Origin of the sequence: Chitinophaga tropicalis, from assembly GCF_009758205.1 — a bacterium.
GTDB lineage: Bacteria > Bacteroidota > Bacteroidia > Chitinophagales > Chitinophagaceae > Chitinophaga > Chitinophaga tropicalis.
The window spans coordinates 34,418-52,727 of record NZ_WRXN01000021.1 but is presented as its reverse complement, the minus strand read 5'-3'; the positions used below and the strand labels follow the sequence as shown (position 1 = coordinate 52,727).

General features: G+C 47.7%; 9 protein-coding genes. 4 read left to right on the top strand and 5 right to left on the bottom strand.

Annotation, left to right across the window (positions count from 1 at the left end):
• Positions 1-168: 168 nt before the first annotated feature.
• Positions 169-6,459: a LamG-like jellyroll fold domain-containing protein gene (locus tag GO493_RS28690; protein WP_157309686.1), complete on the bottom strand. Its 6,291-nt coding sequence runs from the start codon at positions 6,457-6,459 to the stop codon at positions 169-171.
• Positions 6,460-6,619: 160 nt separating this feature from the next.
• On the opposite strand from GO493_RS28690, the gene GO493_RS28685 reads away from it, so the two are divergent.
• Complete coding sequence (locus tag GO493_RS28685; RefSeq protein WP_157309685.1) at positions 6,620-7,312, top strand: DUF2461 domain-containing protein; 693 nt, start codon at positions 6,620-6,622, stop codon at positions 7,310-7,312.
• A gap of 16 nt (positions 7,313-7,328) precedes the next feature.
• The gene (locus GO493_RS28680; RefSeq protein ID WP_232539147.1) at positions 7,329-9,095 is read left to right on the top strand and encodes a glycoside hydrolase family 2 protein; all 1,767 of its coding nucleotides are present in this window, start codon (positions 7,329-7,331) and stop codon (positions 9,093-9,095) included.
• Positions 9,096-9,318: 223 nt separating this feature from the next.
• On the opposite strand, the gene GO493_RS28675 is transcribed toward GO493_RS28680, so the two are convergent.
• The gene (locus GO493_RS28675) at positions 9,319-9,900 is read right to left on the bottom strand and encodes an LOG family protein (RefSeq protein ID WP_157309684.1); all 582 of its coding nucleotides are present in this window, start codon (positions 9,898-9,900) and stop codon (positions 9,319-9,321) included.
• A 312-nt stretch (positions 9,901-10,212) separates the two neighbouring features.
• Positions 10,213-11,457 carry a PQQ-dependent sugar dehydrogenase gene (locus tag GO493_RS28670; protein ID WP_157309683.1) on the bottom strand — a complete coding sequence of 415 codons (1,245 nt, stop codon included), beginning with the start codon at positions 11,455-11,457 and terminating at the stop codon, positions 10,213-10,215.
• Between the two features lie 226 nt (positions 11,458-11,683).
• Between GO493_RS28670 and GO493_RS28665 the strand changes: the two genes are divergently transcribed.
• Complete coding sequence (locus GO493_RS28665; protein ID WP_157309682.1) at positions 11,684-13,963, top strand: tetratricopeptide repeat-containing sensor histidine kinase; 2,280 nt, start codon at positions 11,684-11,686, stop codon at positions 13,961-13,963.
• Complete coding sequence (locus GO493_RS28660; RefSeq protein WP_157309681.1) at positions 13,956-15,314, top strand: sigma-54-dependent transcriptional regulator; 1,359 nt, start codon at positions 13,956-13,958, stop codon at positions 15,312-15,314. The genes GO493_RS28665 and GO493_RS28660 overlap by 8 nt, the downstream gene beginning before the upstream one ends.
• Before the next feature lie 33 nt (positions 15,315-15,347).
• On the opposite strand, the gene GO493_RS28655 is transcribed toward GO493_RS28660, so the two are convergent.
• Together GO493_RS28655 and GO493_RS28650 are read right to left on the bottom strand one after the other, a co-directional pair.
• Complete coding sequence (locus GO493_RS28655; RefSeq protein WP_157309680.1) at positions 15,348-16,445, bottom strand: hypothetical protein; 1,098 nt, start codon at positions 16,443-16,445, stop codon at positions 15,348-15,350.
• A 167-nt stretch (positions 16,446-16,612) separates the two neighbouring features.
• Positions 16,613-18,271 carry a sigma-54-dependent Fis family transcriptional regulator gene (locus GO493_RS28650; RefSeq protein ID WP_157309679.1) on the bottom strand — a complete coding sequence of 553 codons (1,659 nt, stop codon included), beginning with the start codon at positions 18,269-18,271 and terminating at the stop codon, positions 16,613-16,615.
• Between the last annotated feature and the right edge of the window lie 39 nt (positions 18,272-18,310).

The window sequence follows — 18,310 nt, the reverse complement described above, 5'->3', positions numbered from 1 at the left end:
TTGAGTTTCTTTTTGATGTGTGATGTGAGGAATTGCTCAAAAAAAACTCTTTTGCCTTCGGCAAAAGAGTTTTTTTTGAGAGAGGAGGCGGGCCTGCGGCCCGCCTGAGAAATGTTTTTCTGAGGGAGGAGAGGGCGTTGCGCGCAGCTTTTTGGGTGAAGGGTAAGCTTAGTATTTGACAACTTTGCGAGTGGAAACTGAACCTCCATTCTTTATCTTCACATAGTAGGTCCCCTGCGCCCATTTACTGATATTCACTGTACTAATAGTATTTACAAGACGTTCTGTATGTATCAACATTCCTTTATTATCAAATACCTGCAGCAGAGCATCCGGTACTACTTTATCTACTGATATTATCAGCTGTTCAGATGCAGGATTCGGGAATACTTTCAATGCAGCATCCAGGGGCTCTACAGGTTTGCTGATGCGTGCTGCTACAGGTTCTACACCATAGATCAGCTGTCCCTTATAATAAATAGTGACCTGTATATTCTCTGTCAGTGAAGATACAGGCAGATAAGAGTGATCATTTGTTTCAACAAATGGAGACCAGTCTGATTTATAGAGTCTGTACTGAATATTCCCGGTATTGCTTAGCGGATATAAGGAGCCTGCGCTACTGTTTATATGTAGTTCAAGACTGGTATCAGCATACTGGAAAATGCCGGTAACCTTATCATTTCCCAATGCGGCATAATCTACCTGGAAGTTCAGTGGTTTAGCGCCTTCCGGAGTGAACCAGTATTTAATGGCAAGATCGTTGTAAGCTACAGGTACGTTACCTTCATTCTGTATCCCGAGATAAGTACCTATGGTATTAGCGCTATTGCTGGTTGATCGTGTAAAGGCTTTCAACTGTACTACGGAGTTAACAGCTGCGGGTTCTATTCCCCACACCAGTTTACCGTTACGGTACAGTGTGATGTTCTCATTCACGTCATTCTGATAAGAGTAATCATTTGTCTTATCTAACAGCGCCCAGTTGGTATTTGCGAAACGGGAGGAGATAATGCCGGAGTTATTATTTCCTGCCAGTATACCGGCGGTGGAATCGAAGCTGTATTCTATGTAACCGAGAGCTCCGTTACGTGGAGTATCCAGTGTTGTATACTGCATCTTTACCTTGCTGTTGCCCAACGCTGCGTAATCAATCCAGGTATTGATGCCGGCATAATTCTCAGGTGTGAACCAATAGCGTAATGTCAGTTCATTATAAGGTACACTGGTGCTATCTACGTTCAACACTTTCAGTGAAGGCTTGATACTACTATCAGTACTCTGTACATCAGACCATACTTTCAACGTCACTTTCTCTGCCGCCATACCTGCCGCTATCTCTGCGGCGCTAAGGCTACGGTTGAAGATCTTAAAGATATCCACGGATCCTTTCAGTAAAGGATCATTGAACTGGGATTTACCGAGATAGTTCAGTGCCGTGCTACCCAATGCTGATGGTTTGATGGTGACGTTTGTATTTGTGGATACCAGCACACCGTTGATGTACAGCCGGCAGGTGTTGCCGGACTGGCTGAGGGCAAAGTGTACCCAGGTGTTGAGCGGGAAAGTATAGTTGTAGCTTACCTGCTGTTCTGCACCTCCATTTTTGATGGCATACCGTACAATGGATTTCCCGGAGGAAATGCCTGCCTGTACGGTGAGGAACATATAATAGCTGGTGCTGTTCCCGAAATCAAACACACGCATCCAGCTGGTCAGTGCATCCATTTTTATCCAGGTGGTGATGGTAAAGTCGTTCAATGTACTTACCACTCCGGCGGGTAATGAGGCATATGAGGTAGCTGATCCATCGAGTTTCAGGGCTGTGTTCACATAACCGGCATTGCGTGTTGCGGTTGCTGCCAGTGTAGCGTGATTGGCGCCCCAGGCATCGATGGCCTTTGTGCCGGAGGCTTCATCGAACTTCCAGTAACCATGCTGACCGATATTGGGCCTTGCTGTTACAGCCGGACTGTTGGGATATTGCTTAGCTGAATCTACCAGTGCAATAGCATAGTAATAAGTCTTACCATTGGTGACGGCAGAATCAATATACTTAGCGGTTGTAGTGTTGGCTAAAAGCGTATAGGGCCCTCCTACTGTTTCCGTGCGTTTCACATTGTAAGTGAGGCGGCTCATGACGGGTGTCCATTCTACAATGTTCTTTGCATCGCCAGAGGCGACTATCAGTTCTTCGACGCTGGTGCTTTTTACTACCAGTGCAAGTGTGATAGTATCGGCAGTGCTGCCGTTTGAGGCTGACAGTGTAACGGTGTAAGCGCCGGCCTGGTTTACAGCGCCGGATATGATGCCTGTGGCGGTATCTATTGTCAATCCGGCAGGTAAGCCGGTGGCATAGAAATGTGTGGGAGACTTGATGGCTGTGAGGCGATAGCTGTATGTGTCTCCTGCCAGCAGGGTATCCTGTCCGGGGCTGGTGATGGTCACGCCTACGGTCCTGTCGTCCATCAATACAATGTCGTTGCCGTCACCTCCTTTGTAGGAGATCCTGAAATCTACACTGTCCAGTGTAAGTATGGCCAGTTCGGGCAATCCGTTGAAGGCGCCGGTGACCGGGGAGGTGGAAGTATTATCTACCAGCAGGAAGCGGGCGCCTGTTGGATAAGCATCGCTGCCTGTTTTTTGAACAGAGAGAACCGCGTTATTGATAGTGATGCCTTTGGCGGATAAGGTATCTGCCTGTTGTGCGTTGGTTTCTATTTTGAAGATTGCTCCCGGTTGTAAAGTAAGCAGTCCGCGGGTGGTCAGTTCACCAATATTATCATCGCCCGGGGCCAGGATGGCGCCGGCGTTTACGGTGATGGAAGAGGCTATGTATCCTAATCCACCGAGAAGACCGGTATCGACAACTACCGGGCTGGCTATTTCGCCGTTAACCATCAGCTTCCCTCCTTTTACAGTAGTAACGCCATAGTTATTGCAAAGACCTGACAAGGTGAATTTGGCAGTACCTACTTTGGTGAAGCGGGCGCTGGTGCCGTTGGTCAGTCCTTTGAACTCGCAATCTTTATTCAGGGCGCCGATGCTCAGCTCTATGTTGTTGAAGATGTTGAGCAGGCCTGTTCCTTCCAGTGCGCCAAAGTGGTAGGTGCCTACCTGTGCAATCCTGTGTGCGTCTGTGAAGTTACTGTTCAGGATCCAGGTGGCTTTGGCGCTGCCGCTGGTTGTTGTGCTGAACCACATGCGCTGGTAGGAGCTGCGTGTTTTGGAGATGAAGGTGCCTGTGAACTCACTGTTATCTCCACTAAGGGTGAAGCCGTTGTAGTTGTCGTTATCCAGTTCTACGGTACCGCTGCCTTTCAGTTTTCCTGCCAGGGTAAAGCCTCCTGCCGGAGCATAGAAGTAGCTCTTTGTATTTTCCTTTATGATAACGTCATTGTAAAGCACTGCTGTGCCTTCATTTCTGAGTGCGCCGCCGCTCATTACAATGGGGCCGGTGCCGAGTGGTCCGCTGGTATCAGTGCCTACGCCTGTTACGTTCAATACTCCGTTGGGAGGCCATCCTCCGTTACTATCATATATAGTTGTGCCCCCGGTGAAGGTATTTGCACCACTAACGGTAAGGGCTGTACTGCCGTGTTTAACCAGTGCGCCGGTCCCTCTTATAGCACCTGCCAGGCGGACGCTGCCGGAATCGACGTTCACGGTCAATGTCCTGTTCAGCAATAACGGTGTGTTGATGATCTGCGCCGTGGTGGAATTGTTGGTGATATCGGTGCCGGCTGTTATTTCGTTGCCGTTTATTACATAGGCGGAGGCTCCCGGTGTAAATGTGATGCGGGGGACTTCCAGTGCTGTAATGTTGTTGGTGAGCGTAGTGGTGGCGGATGTGCCGAAGCGCAGGATAGCGGGGCTTACGGGTGCGATGCCGCCTTCCCAGCTGGCGGCGGTGCTCCATGCAGTGTCGGCCGCTGTTGTGTTCCATGTACCTGACCATGCTCCTGGAACGCCCAGTTCTTCAATGGAATTAAGGCTTTCAGAGCTGCTGATGACAGAAGATATGACGTAATAGTAGTATGTTCCGTTGGTGAGGTTAGTATCCAGGTAGCTGGTATCTGTGAGGCCGGTGGCGATGGTGGTGTATGGTCCGCCGCTGGAGGTGCTGCGTTTTATGTTATACGATGCAGCTCCTGTTGCTGCAGGCCAGCTGATGTTAAGCTGGCTATCCTGGTTGACAATAACAGGTTTGGAGGGTATACCTGGTGGAAGAATGATGGAGGCCAGGTTGGAAGCGTTGCTTTCCAGTTCTCCCGCCAATGCTGTTATTATATAGTAATTGGGGCCGGGATAGGCGCTGGCATCTGTAAAGGAAGTATCGGTGACACCTGATATGATGGTGGTGTATGGTCCGCCGGCAGTGAGCGAGCGTTTAACCGTATAGGTAGTAGCAGCAGGCACCTGGTTCCAGGAAAGTGTGTTAGTATTAATGCCGCTGTTTGCAATGGGTGATAGTACCGGTGGTGCTGGCGCTGTGTTGCTGAGTACATTCAGTACCAGTATAATTGAGCCGGCGCCGTTTGCGTTGGCAGCGTTCAGGGTAACCAGTGCCGTACCTGCTGTTGCAGGTGTACCTGATATGATGCCTGTTGCCGTATCTATATTCAGGCCAGCCGGCAGGCCGGTGGCGCTGTAAGAGGTTGGGTTGCCGTTTGCGGTGACTGTATAGGAAAACGGCGTATCTACGACGGCGTTAGCAGCTGTGGGGCTGCTGATCTCCGGTGCGCCTTCGGGGCTTCCTTTTGTAATAGCTACGTTTGTAAAGGTAGCGGTGCTGAGGGCGGAGGTGTTGTGGGAGCTGGATGTCAGTCCGACGTAAACCGTCTCCGGCATGGGGCTTACCGCTATACCGAGGCAGGTCCAGTTAATGCTGTCCCGGGTGTGATAAGCCGCTATCTTATTACCCCGGCGTACCAGTTTCAGCCACCAGGTGTTTTGTGGCACCCAGTGTTCCAGGTATCCGCCGGGAGGGTTGTTCCAGGAGAGGTTTGTTTTGCTCCAGGCAGTTGCTGCACGCCAGGTAAGGTTTACTTTCTGGTTTTGCAGGAACATTCCTACAAAGCGGGCATCTGCTGCCAGGGACTCGCGGAACATCAGGCCTGCCCTGGCGTTGGGATCTGTGCTACCTATGGAAGTCACTTTTGCTATGATGACAGCATCTCCCGTTATCTTTTGAAAAGCGTAGTTAAAAGCGTCCGGCACTGAAAGCGGGGGTACGGGAATATCTCCTGCTCCGTTCAGGGTCCAGGTACCGTTGCTGAAGGCTGCGCTGCCGGCAAGACCGGTCTTACCGACGTCCCTGTTGGTCAGGCTGGCAGCTGGTGTACCTGTGGGATATACCACCGGGCTTACAGATGCGGCGGTGCTGGTATCGGCAGACTTGCGGTACAGGAAGGTCAGGTTGTTTTCTGTGAGCAGGTCCCTCATGGTAGTGGAATAAGGCGACTGTACGCCCTTGCGGAGCGGATAGGCGCCCTGAATGATGTTGTACAGCATATGTTGCCGGCGGGAGCCTCCCGGGGCGTTAAAGCCTGTATAATAGGCATAGGTGCCGCCGAAGGGAATGAACTGGCTTCTCATGCCGGTAGTGTCCAGGTTGAATTTTGCGTATAGCTCGCTGGTGGCCAGTACGCGGTTATCCAGATCCGCAAAGAGGTCGATACCCTGTTTCCAGGCAACTTCTGCGCACCAGGCCAGTTGTACTATTTCGCCGAACCAGTGCCCTTCGTCTCTGCCGGCGTCTCCAACTTCCCCGTTGGGCAGGCTGCATGCCAGTCCGCCGCCGGCGTCTGTCCTATAGACATCGATGGCTTGCTGCCATTTTACGGGATCGTCCAGGAAAGCGGCGAGACCTACGGCTATCATACATTGGGCCGCGCCCTGGTTATGGCCGCGGATAGGATTGGGCACATCTGCCGCTTTCCAGAGCACGTTGCCGAACCAGTCTTTTACGTGGGCTGTATTGGCGGCTGTCCATCCCGGGTAGGTTGACCGGAGTATATCCGCCCCCGGTATCACATAAAAGGCATAGTCGGCTATCTCCAGAAAATCTTCATCCCCCATCCAGCGCCTGTTGGTGACCGCCCAGGCCTCCAGCATGTCTGTCGCCTTGCGGGCATAGGCTGTATCACCGGTGAAGACCCACATAAAGGCCAGGTTGTGGATGGCTATCATATCGTTCTCCCACTGCGCTACGTTCAGGTTAGGCGCCCGGCCAACGGTGGTGACCGGTCCGCGCATGCCATAGGTCAGTTTAGAGTGGCTGTCATTCTTAAAATTATTATAGGCAGTGAGCCAGGGCTCCTGTGTAATGTTCTGCTTTAAGAGGTCCAGATCGCCCTGGGTAAAGGGCACTCCCGGGTGTACAAACCTTTGTGCAAACAATGCAGGAGTATATACGAACAATAACAGCAGAAGAAAGAGGGTAGTCTTTTTTTGCATAAGTGGAACTTTGAGTAAGATAGCAGGGCGAAAATATCCCCCTTATTTTAAAGGGAGGGGGCACATTTTCGTAAAATAAGGGATTGATTTTGGCATCATGCGCTCACTATGGGCGGTAAGTGTTGCAATTAGTATCTTTATCGCCGTTAAAAAAAGATCTATGGCAAAATCAGCGAAAGAACAATATATACGTCAGTCAGGATTTGACTTTTTGCAGGCATTGAAAGAAAACAACAACAGGGAATGGTTCAATGAGCATAAACCTGCTTATCAGCAGGAGTTGTCACAGGTAGAGAACTTTGCGGAGGCATTGCTGGGGAAACTCAGTGAACATGACCTGATAGAAACGCCCACCGGTAAAAGCAGTCTTTTCAGGATATACAGGGATACCCGGTTTTCTAATGATAAGACGCCTTATAAAACGCATTGGAGCGGTAGTTTTAAGCGTGCTACCCAACAACGCCGGGGTGGGTATTATTTTCATATAGAGCAGGGGAACAGTTTTGTGGCCGGCGGATTCTTTGGCCCATCGCCGGACGACCTGAGGCTGATCCGGAATGATATTGCTTTTGATGCGGCCCCGCTGAGGAAGATCCTTAAAAGTAAATTGTTCGTATCGAATTTCGGGACATTGAAGGGAGACCAGGTGAAAACTGCGCCTAAGGGTTTCCCGGCAGATCATGAGGCAATTGACCTGTTACGGTATAAGCAGTTCCTGCTGATCAGGAATTTCACGGATAAGGAGGTGTTGAGCGCTTCGTTCCTGGAAGAGGTTAATAGTACGTTCAAAGCTATGCGCCCGTTCTTTGATCATATGAGCGAGGTGTTGACTTCAGATGGAAACGGAGAATAAAAAAACAAATAAAGAAATGAACCTGAGATCAGTTACTGTCCTGTTATTCCTGCTCTTGCCGGCCAATGTCCTGCATGCACAATCAGCTATGACCAATATCAGCGGCCGGCAGGTAGTCAGCCTGAATGGCAGCTGGAAAGCGCTGATTGACCCGACAGGTACGGGCGACTGGCTACGGATATGGGAAGAAAGAACGCCTGTCAGCAAGACAGATTTCGTGGAATATTCATTTACCGGCACGCCGGAGCTACATGTACCCGGCGATTTCAATACCCAGCGCCCTGAATATACTTACCTGGAAGGCACTGTATGGTATAAGCAGACGTTCAGCTATACCCGGAAGAAAGATAAACGCCTGTTCCTGTACTTTGGCGCAGTGAATTACCTGGCTGATGTTTACCTGAACGGTAAGCACCTGGGAGCGCATGAAGGAGGCTTCACTCCTTTCCAGTTTGAGCTGACCGATGTACAGGAAGGAATTAACAGCATAATTGTGAGAGTGAACAATACACGGCAGAAGAACGGATTGCCGGCTTTGTCATACGACTGGTTCAATTATGGTGGTATTACCCGGGAGGTAAGCCTGGTGGAAACTGCGTCCACTTATATCAATGATTACCTGGTCCAGCTGACAAAGCACTCTGATCATGAAATAGCAGGATGGGTAAAATTAGATGGCGGGAATGCAGGGAACCAGGAAGTGAAGGTCAGCATTCCTGAGCTCAAGATAAGCTATCGTACAAAAACAAATGATTCAGGAATGGCTCTGCTCAGGTTCAATGCGAGACCTGTACGCTGGAGCCCTGATACACCCAGGCTGTATAACGTTATTATATCTTCTGTATCGGATACAGTGACGGAGCGTATAGGGTTCAGGAATATCGCAGTATCTGGTACCGATATACTGCTGAATGGCAGAAAGCTATTCATCAAAGGAGTGAATATTCATGAGGAACGTCCTTTTAAAGCCGGAAAAGCAAATACTGAAGCAGATGCCAGGGTGCTGCTTTCCTGGGCGAAGGAACTGGGTTGTAATATGGTGAGGTTGTCCCACTATCCGCATAATGAATACATGGTGAAACTGGCGGAAGAAATGGGGATAATGGTCTGGGATGAGCTACCTGTTTATCAGCATATTGCATTTGCGGATACTTCTATGCCTGGGAAGATGGAACTGATGCTGCGTGAAATGATAAAGCGGGACAGGAACCGTTGTGCAGTTATTATATGGAGTCTTTCCAATGAAACGTATTCCTTCACTCCGTCGAGAGATAAAGCGCTGATTGAACTGCTCGGCAAGTGCCGGATGCTGGATACTACCCGGCTGAATACTGTTGTTATCAATAACCAGGGTTACAGTAATAACATGTTCCATGTTCATGACAGCCTGTATAAATATGCAGATATCATCTCCCTGAATGAGTACATTGGCTGGTATGTGCCGTGGCAGGGAAAACCGGAGGATGTGAAGTGGGAGATCAATTATAAAAAGCCTGTTATCATTTCTGAATTTGGCGGGGAGGCGAAATATGGGAATGCCGGGGATGTTGCGGATAGCTGGAGTGAGGATTACCAGGCGAAGATATACAGGGAGCAGGTGGTGATGTTCAGGCGTGTGCCGCAGCTGGCGGGGGTATGTGCATGGTTGCTGGTTGATTATCGTTCTATGGGAAGGATGAGGCCTGGGTACCAGGATGGTTATAACAGGAAGGGGTTGTTGTCGGAGTATGGAGAGAGGAAGAGGGCGTGGTATGTGTTGAGGGGGTATTATGATGAGAAGTAGTTTTGTTTAACGGGGAGGGAATTGCGCAAAAAAATAGCTTTGGCCGAAAGCGAGGGCACTGAAAAAGTCCTTACGTAGGCTCTGAGAATCGTCTATTCGAAAATATTCTCCACCCCCTACCCGAATATTTCTTTAAAGAAAACTACTTTTTCAGTGCCCTCGCCGAAAGCCAAAGCTATTTTTTTGTGTAGAGAGGCGGGCCTGCGGCCCGCTGAGAAAAAATTCAGACTTCGTCTTTTTTGATCCATTTTGGAAGGTCGGGCGCTTTGTAAGTTGCCATTTTTTCCAGCAGGTCGTCGATATTATCGCTTACCTGCAACATTTTCTGATTCGTTTCCTTAAGAAATCCTTTATCTACAGTGCGTTGGATCATTGTCAGCAGATCATCATAAAATCCATTTATGTTCAGAAGCGCTACTGGTTTTTTGTGTAATCCAAGCTGGGCCCATGTCAACATTTCAAAGAGTTCTTCAAATGTCCCGAAGCCGCCGGGGAGTGCAATCACGCCGTCAGACAGGTCATTCATCTTTGTTTTCCGCTCGTGCATGGTATCTACCAGGATGAGGGAAGTAAGGTGTTCATGTGCTATTTCTTTTGCCTTCAGGTGATGTGGTAATACGCCTATCACCTCTCCCCCGTTTTCCATAGCTCCGTTGGCTACAGCGCCCATCAGGCCAACGTTGGCGCCTCCATATACCAGTCCTATCTTCCTGGCTGCCAAAGTCTTTCCTAATAAGTACGCCTGTTCTTCAAACACTTTTTCAGTACCGAAACTGGAGCCGCAGAAAACTGTTAGTCTTTTCATATCCTTTATTAATTGAGCGCAAATATAAGATCAATCCATCATCAGAAATCGGGGGATGGCCCTCTTTCCAGCAAAGTGGATAATACTACCTGGCTTTTAGTGCCTGTCACTCCTTCAATAGCATTGATCTTTTACGGTACTCTTTCAAGTCCTGAGCAGAGATGGTGGGGGTTTTAGCGGGGATTGCGGGGGAGGTTGCGGATAGTTTTTTGTTGGAAAGAATTGATCAGGAAAATGAGTTTTGCCGAAAGCAAAACTCATTTTCCTGAGCGTTTTTTTTAACCGGCCTACGGTCGGTTAAAGGTTTGTGAATTATTTTTTGTGAATGCTGTATAATCTGCCATTGTCGGTAACAGCGTATAATACACCATCCTTTCCTTCGGTTATATCGCGGAAGCGTTGTTCTTCGCTTACCAGCAGTCTTTCCTCTCCTACTACCTTATTATCTTTGATAACAAGCCTGGCAATATGTATGCTGCTCAGGCCGGCTATGAAGAGGTTGTTCTTCCATTCAGGAATACCGGTTCCTGAATAAAATGTAATACCGCTGGGCGACAGTACGGGATCCCAGTAATAAACAGGTTGTTCCAGTCCTGCTTTCTGCTGGATACCGTCTCCCACTTTTTGTCCGCTATATTCAATACCGTAGGTGATGGTAGGCCATCCGTAGTTTTTCCCCGGTTGAATACGGTTCAGCTCATCTCCTCCTCTTGGGCCGAATTCTGTTTCCCAGAGGTCGCCGGTTTCGGGGTGGAATGCCAGTCCCTGGACATTTCTGTGGCCGTAGCTATAGATCTCGGGACGATTGTCTCCCTGTCCCGCAAATGGGTTGCCTTCTACTGGTTTTCCTTCTTTTGTGATGCGCAGTACCTTTCCTAATGCGGAGTTCAGTTGCTGGGCCTGTGGTCTGGTTTGCAGGTCGGAACGTTCTCCTGTGCTTATTATAAGGTTGCCGTTCTTATCAAACAGGATCCTGCCACCATAGTGAAGTGTTCCTTTGTAGGCAGGTGTTGCCCGGTAGATAACGGTGGCGCCTTCGATGCTTTTTTCGTTGGCCGAGAGTTTGCCTTTCGCTACAGCAGTGAGGTTTCCTTCCGGCAGTGGTTCTGAGAAAACCCAGTATACCATCCTGTTATTGCTGAAATCAGGATCTATGCGGAGGCCGAGCAAACCGCCCTGTCCGTCAGGGTTTACTTTCGGGAGACCGGTGATGGGCGCACTCAGCTGACCTGTTGTGGTAGCTATGCGCATTACACCTTTTTTCTCGGTGATGAGCAATCTGCCATCCGGTAATGTGGTGATGCCCCAGGGGCTTTCCAGTGCACTACTCAGAATAGTAAATCCGTAAGGCGTTTTAGTTTTTACCCCGGCAATGCGGGTCTGGCCTGCAAATGCAGGTTTGTAGTCTGTATTTGGCGGCTTGGTTTCTACCGGAGCGTAAGTGCTGTCAGTACCTGTAGTATCAGTTCCATTTCCTGTGTGTGGATCAGCTGGTGTGCTACAGGATGCGAGGACGAGGGTTGCCCCGGTAATGATTGCCTGAAGAGATGTTTTCATAGATTTCAAGTTAACAGAAAAAAGTGGATCGGGGAAGGGGAATAAGGTTGAGCGGCTTATACAAGGTATTATCCTGGTGTTATCCTGGTCTTATGCAGTTATTATCCATGCTTTAACAGTGGAGTTAACGCGGACCTGATGTGAACCAGATGTGGAGGTAACTTTTCTTTAAGGTTTTGAGAATTTCAAAAAATGCAGGTGTCTTTTGTAAATTTGCCAGCTGATAATGAAAAATGTAAAACCAGTATTGCTGCTTGTTCTTATTGCCATCTTCTTCGGAGCGGCAGGTATATGCTATGCACAATCTGCGCAAGAACCGGCATCGATCGGAAAAGCAATAGATCAAAAGTTTGCAGATACATCTGCAATAACAAAGCTAAGAACGCTTGGGGAGTCATACCTGGACAGGCCTGGTTCTCTTAAAGCAGATATGGAGAAGGCGATGGCTATTTCCGGGAAAATGGAAAAGCTGAGCCGCACATTACATTATGAGCAGGGTGTGGGAGAAAGCCGTTTGCTGCTGGCCAAGGCCTACAGGGAAATGGGGCAATCGGAGAAAGGCCGGGGACTTGCCGGTGAGGCCCTGGCTATATTCAAAAAGACAGGCCCGTTATGGCTGGAAGCAGAAGCAGTGATAGAACTTGGAGGAACCTACTCTAACCAGGAGAGGGACCTTCCTATGAAGATCAGTTTATATGAGCAGGGGTTGCGTATCTATCATAGTCTGGGTAACAGGTACAAGGAGGGGGTACTGAAAGAATTTATCGGAGACCTGTATCATCTGAAGCAGGATCATGCCACTGCGCTGGCATACCTCGATGGGGCACTTGCAATTTATGACAGTATTGGTTTTAAGCGGCTTCAGGGGGCATACGGAATAATCGGAGAAATATATAATAACAAGGGTGATTTCCTACAATCCCTGAGATATAATCTTCTTGCAATGAAGACCGGCGAGGAGCTTAAAGATACCAGTTTACTGATGTCTACTATCTACAATCGTGTTGGTCTCAGTTATTTCAGTATAAACGCAGATAGTACAGCACTTTTCTATTTCCGGAAGGGGTTGCATTATGCGCACAGCAACACAGATACCGGCTCTATACAGCTGCTGCTGTTCAATATCTCGGATGCACTGAGGAAACAGGGGGCATATCGACAGGCGCTGGATACCCTTATGGCAGCAGCAGCTATCCTGCCGTCGACAGATGTATATGACCAGTTCCAATTTAACCTGCTGGCTCTCAACATTATGATGTCTATGAAGAAGTACAGGGACGGAGAGCAATATTTCCGGCGGGTGCTCAGCATCTATGAGAGTGATCAGCTAAGCGGGACGCTGGTCCAGGTGATGCGTGTGTTCATTGCTGAATATCTTCAGGCATTGGGGAAATACAAGGAAAGCCATCCATATCTGTTGTCCTTTTTTGCTGCACAATCTTCCAACCACGCAACATTACTAAGGACAGCGCAGGCAGAGCTGCTATCTTACAGGGCAGATTCGGCCAGTGACAATACGTCTTCCGCTCTTATCCATTTTAAAAATTACAAGTTGCTTTCTGATTCGCTGATGCACATTATGCAGTCCCGACAGCTGGGGCAGCTACAGATACAATTTGAAACGGAGCAGAAAGATCAGAACATCAGGCTCCTTATTCAGAAAAGCCAGTTGCAGGAAGCATCTCTGCAGAAAGAAAAAGTGGTCAGGAATGTTATTATTGCCGGGGTATTTGTGCTGCTTGTCTTCTTTTTCCTGATGTATAACCGTTACCGGCTTAGAAAACAGACAAACATCCAGCTGGAGATCAAGCAGGAAGAGATCAATGCGCAGAATGTGGTGCTGAAAAAGCTGCTGGAGGATAAAGAATGGCTGTTAAAAGAGATCCATCACCGGGTAAAAAATAACTTACAGGTTATTATCAGCCTGCTGAATACACAGTCCAGGTACCTTGACAATAAAGACGCCCTGGCGGCTATCCGTAACAGCCAGCACAGGATGTATGCCATGTCGCTCATTCACCAGCGGCTTTACCAGACGGATAATCCCGGCAAGATCAATATGGCATGGTATATCAGGGAACTGGTCGGATACATGCAGGATAGCTTTGAAACAGGGAGAAGAATAACTTTTGAGCTGGATATTGATGCCGTTGAGGTGGATGTTGTGCAGGCCGCTCCGCTGGGACTGATACTGAACGAAGCTGTCAGTAATGCCATCAAATATGCTTTTCCTGATAACAGGAAAGGAATTATCCGGGTATCGTTAAAACACAAGCCAGATGGGGATTCACTGTTATCTATTTCAGATAACGGCGTTGGCTTTGATGAAGAGACAGATATCACCGAACGGGATTCACTGGGCATGAGCCTGATGCAGGGTTTAAGTCTGCAGCTGGACGGTGTTTTCAGTATCCGTAATAATAATCCGGGGGTGATCATCACTGTGCATTTCCTGTGCCGGGACTTTACTTTTAATAAAACTGCATTTACTACTACCAATGCCTGATAATGGGAAAATACTGATAGTTGAAGATGAGTTCATTGTAGCCAATGATCTCCGTCATATATTGAAGAAAGCAGGATATACTGTTTGTGGTATTGCAGTTTCTGTTGAGCAGGCGTATGAACTGATAGACGAAAAAAAGCCGGACTGGGTATTGCTTGATATCATGCTGAAAGGGCAACTGACGGGAATAGACCTGGGAAAAGAACTAATGCAGAAGAAGATACCTTTCCTGTATATATCAGCCAATACCAATGCCAGTATCCTGGAAGCTGCGAAAGTAACCCGGCCTTATGGTTTTCTCATTAAGCCTTTCAGGGAAAAAGATCTTTTTGTGATGCTGGATATTGCCAGCTACAGGTATAATATTGAGAAGGAAAGAGTGCCGGATGAAGATGTTCCGGCTCAGCCAGGAATGACCGGTGACAGTCCTGCGGCGAGGGAGTTTATGGAACAGATCAGGATAGTCTCTCCCACAGAGACTTCCGTATTGCTAACCGGCGAAAGCGGCACCGGTAAAGAACTTGCCGCAAGAACCATTCACAGGTTATCTTCGAGAAGCAATAAACCATTTGTTGTTGTTAACTGTGCCGCAATTACCCTGTCGCTTATAGAAACAGAACTTTTTGGTCATGAAAAAGGAGCATTTACCGGCGCCAGTCAGAAAAGACATGGGAAATTTGAACAGGCCGATGGTGGTACTATTTTCCTGGATGAGATAGGAGAACTCCCCCCGGATGCGCAGGTCAAATTATTGAGAGTGCTGCAGGAAAAAGAGATAGAACGGGTTGGTGGGGATGAAAGTATAAAAGTTGATGTACGGATCATTGCGGCTACCAACAGAACGCTGGAAAGAGAAGTGGCGGAGGGACGGTTCAGGCTTGATCTGTATTACCGCTTCAGCGTTTTCCCGATAGTGCTTCCTCCCCTGAGAAAAAGACAGGAAGATATCCCGCCGCTGGTTTATCATTTCCTTGAAAAATATGCGCAGAAGAATGGTTTGCCGGCGCCTTCTGTCAGCGAGGATGCTATGCAGCAGCTGGCGCAATATTCCTGGCCGGGTAATATCCGTGAGCTGGAGCACCTGATGGAGCGTTATGTACTTTTATATGCAGGAAGTGAAATAGATCATATTGACCTGCCTTTATCTGCAACATTGACTGAAGAGAGCATAGCTGTTCCCGGCAAGACAAAGACGATGGATGAAATGGAAAGGACGCATATTATGAATGCGTTGCAGGCAGCAGATGGAAAGGTGTCAGGGCCGGGAGGGGCAGCTGAGATGTTAGGAATACCTGCGCCTACTTTGTATTCGAAGATAAAGCGGCTGGGAATAAAGCAGGCTTACAAATAACATATTGTTCCCTTAATTGGCAGGCCTTCCCTATCAGGCCTGCTGAACATACTGACGTAAAAGCTGAATAGTATTTTCTACTACCCCTCTGGATGCCATGGCATGTTGCAATAAGGTCTGTTTTTTTTCATCTCTTAGTTCAGCAATCTCCCGCTTATAATGTTTCAGGAATGGGACCAGGAGATCCTGTTCATTCCTTTTAACTAGATTGAAGACTGTTTCCGGAGCACTGGTGATAATCAGCTGCAACAACCAGTGCGGTCTGAGTGAAAAGAACACCCTGAAATGTTTTCTTGCTTTATTATTGCTGGTAAAGCCGTTTAAGAAGTTCTTTATAACCATAGGACTTATGTTTTTCTGAACAACGTCCAGGTAGGATTCCAGTTGTTTATGTTCATAAGGAACGAGCAGGGTCAGGAATCCGGGATTGAAGTTAATAATCCGGCTGAAAAAGGAAGTGCTGAGGTGTTCATGTGTTGAGGTGAAGATGGTCCAATCAAGTCCCATCATCTGCAATATTAATTTCTCCTGAAGATCTTCCACCTCAGGGGACTTTTTCAGGCAATTCAGGAATACATAAAAAGGATGCCAATCACCCTGCATAGCTTCAGTGACGGCAGTATTGTCTGCTACCCATGTAAAGATCCTGTAGCAATAGTGATATTGATCAAGAGTCTTCAAATCTCCATAGGTATCGAGCGCACGTGCCAGATACACACAGAGCCATATGATAGCAATCGCTCCTCCATTCCCCCAATATGCTTTCTGGCTGTTGAGGTCTGCGCCTGCAATGATCGTTGTTCTGATGATGCCGGCGGCAATTTCCAGGTCTTCCTTTGTTTTGGCATCCACAAGCTCCCGGACAACCATAGCCAGATTGTGTGAACCCAGTTCATCGTTTCCCAGCAACCTGGCAGAGGCGCCTTTTTTCATTAGCTGCTCTAATAACTGCGGGTCTGTAGTGGTTTCAAAGATGGTTTTAAACTGTTCGTCCAGCTGATTGGCTTCAGCTTCAGTAAGAGATGCCCTGATGGTTTTCCAGATGGCTTTTTCTTTTTCAAATTTCTTTTGTTCCGTGCTGAAGTGCTTTTTTATCTCCAGAAAGGAAGATATGGGGAAATCCTGTTCCATAGTTTTATTTGGTTATACTCCATAAAGAAAGCCTTCGGGTTTTTCGGGTTTTGAAGGCTTAAGCTTTGCTGGCCGGAGGGGCAAATATTAAACTTTTTTGTCTTAAATTCAGAAGAATCTTCAATTTTTTAATGATTATCTGAATAAATCATAGTTATAAGGGCAGATTAATTCGTATCAGTTTCATCCGGTTTCACGTAATGCTCCTTCTTAATACCGAGTTTCTGCATTCTTGAACTGAGCGTAGTAGATGGCAGATCCAGGCGCACAGCGGCTCCGTTAGGCCCTGCTATCCTGCCGTTGCAAAGCCTGAGCACTTTCAGAATATATTCACGTTCCACTTCTTCCAGGGTCTGCACTTTAAAGCCGGTTTCTTTTACTGCCCCGGAAGTTTTATTTACAACGGGGAGGTAGAACTGTTTGATAGTTGGGCCGTTATTTAGCAGCACAGTTCTTTCAATAAGGTGTTCCAGTTCCCTGATATTACCCGGCCAGGAGTATTCCATCAATGTCTCCATGGCTTTGGGTGTTATGGCGGGGACCGGCTTACCTACATTCCGTGCATATCTTTCAGCAAAATGAGTGGCCAGCAGCGGGATATCTTCCCTGCGTCTATTTAAAGAGGGTAATGTGACAGGAAATACATTGAGGCGGTAATAGAGATCTGCCCTGAACCGGCCGGCCTGTACTTCCTTTTCCAGGTTGCGGTTTGTGGCTGCTATGATGCGTACATTTACCCTGATAGTTCCCCTCCCTCCTATTCTTTCTATCTCTTTTTCCTGCAGCACTCTCAATAGCTTAGCCTGCATTTCAAGCGGGAGCTCTCCTATTTCATCCAGTAACAGGGTACTGTTATTGGCCAGTTCAAATTTTCCTATGCGCTTGTCCAATGCACCGGTGAAGCTTCCTTTCTCGTGCCCGAACAACTCGCTTTCTATGAGGTTGGGAGGCATTGCCGCGCAATTCAGCTTTATCATCAGTTTTTTACTCCGAGGAGAGGCATTATGAATAGCTCTTGCTGCGAGCTCTTTACCTGTGCCGGTTTCGCCAGACAACAATACAGTAGAATCTGAAGGCGCTACTTTCGAAATGAGTGTGAATACTTTCTGTATCTCTTCCGAAGTACCCAGGATCTCTGAAAAATCTCCACTGTTTCTCTGGGCTTCCTGCAGGTAGAGGTTCTCATTCTCCAGTCTTTGTTTATACCTGTTTATCTCTTCCAGCTGCTGTTCTATCTTTTCATTGGCCAGGACATTAGATATGCCTGTTCCCAGCTGATCGGCGATACCTGTCAGCAATCTGAAGCCTGATGGGGAGAAAGCGTTAGCTGTTGTGCTGTAGAAGTATAATAGTCCTTTCGTCTCATTACCATTACTGATCTTTACCAGCAGCATTTCCTTAATGCCGGCGTTGAACCAGTGATAAATATAGGCGGGTATATTTTTGTTTCTGATGAGGCCTGCAAGATCGTAGATCAGCGGTTTGTCTGAGGCTATGGCTACATTGAAAATACCATCTTCAACAGGGTGATGTTCGTGAATGATAGGGCTGTCTTCTGTTCTTGACCTGATAGTGCGTTCATCACTATGCAAAAAAGGTGTATGTGTTTTTCCGTCTTCATTGATCAGGCAAAGGGTATAGTATTTTCCTCCAAACAGGTCCAGCAACTGCCTGGTTATGATGTTCCAGAGGTCTTCTCTTTTCCTGGCGGCGGCGATACTGCTACCTACGTTTAGTAGTATTGCCTGTTCCTGTTCTTTCTGTCTTAGTTGCTCTAAAAGGGTTTCATTGTTAGAAATAGCACTTTCTCCGACGTTCTTTTCCATTTCACTGTATTTGTAGGTATTCGGGGCAAACATATCAAA

What these genes read in the sequence shown, in the direction of transcription:
- GO493_RS28690 (WP_157309686.1), bottom strand. Translation starts at nt 6,459, where the DNA reads ATGCAAAAAAAGACTACCCTCTTTCTTCTGCTGTTATTGTTCGTATAT.
- GO493_RS28685 (WP_157309685.1), top strand. Translation starts at nt 6,620, where the DNA reads ATGGCAAAATCAGCGAAAGAACAATATATACGTCAGTCAGGATTTGAC.
- GO493_RS28680 (WP_232539147.1), top strand. Translation starts at nt 7,329, where the DNA reads ATGAACCTGAGATCAGTTACTGTCCTGTTATTCCTGCTCTTGCCGGCC.
- GO493_RS28675 (WP_157309684.1), bottom strand. Translation starts at nt 9,900, where the DNA reads ATGAAAAGACTAACAGTTTTCTGCGGCTCCAGTTTCGGTACTGAAAAA.
- GO493_RS28670 (WP_157309683.1), bottom strand. Translation starts at nt 11,457, where the DNA reads ATGAAAACATCTCTTCAGGCAATCATTACCGGGGCAACCCTCGTCCTC.
- GO493_RS28665 (WP_157309682.1), top strand. Translation starts at nt 11,684, where the DNA reads ATGAAAAATGTAAAACCAGTATTGCTGCTTGTTCTTATTGCCATCTTC.
- GO493_RS28660 (WP_157309681.1), top strand. Translation starts at nt 13,956, where the DNA reads ATGCCTGATAATGGGAAAATACTGATAGTTGAAGATGAGTTCATTGTA.
- GO493_RS28655 (WP_157309680.1), bottom strand. Translation starts at nt 16,445, where the DNA reads ATGGAACAGGATTTCCCCATATCTTCCTTTCTGGAGATAAAAAAGCAC.
- GO493_RS28650 (WP_157309679.1), bottom strand. Translation starts at nt 18,271, where the DNA reads ATGGAAAAGAACGTCGGAGAAAGTGCTATTTCTAACAATGAAACCCTT.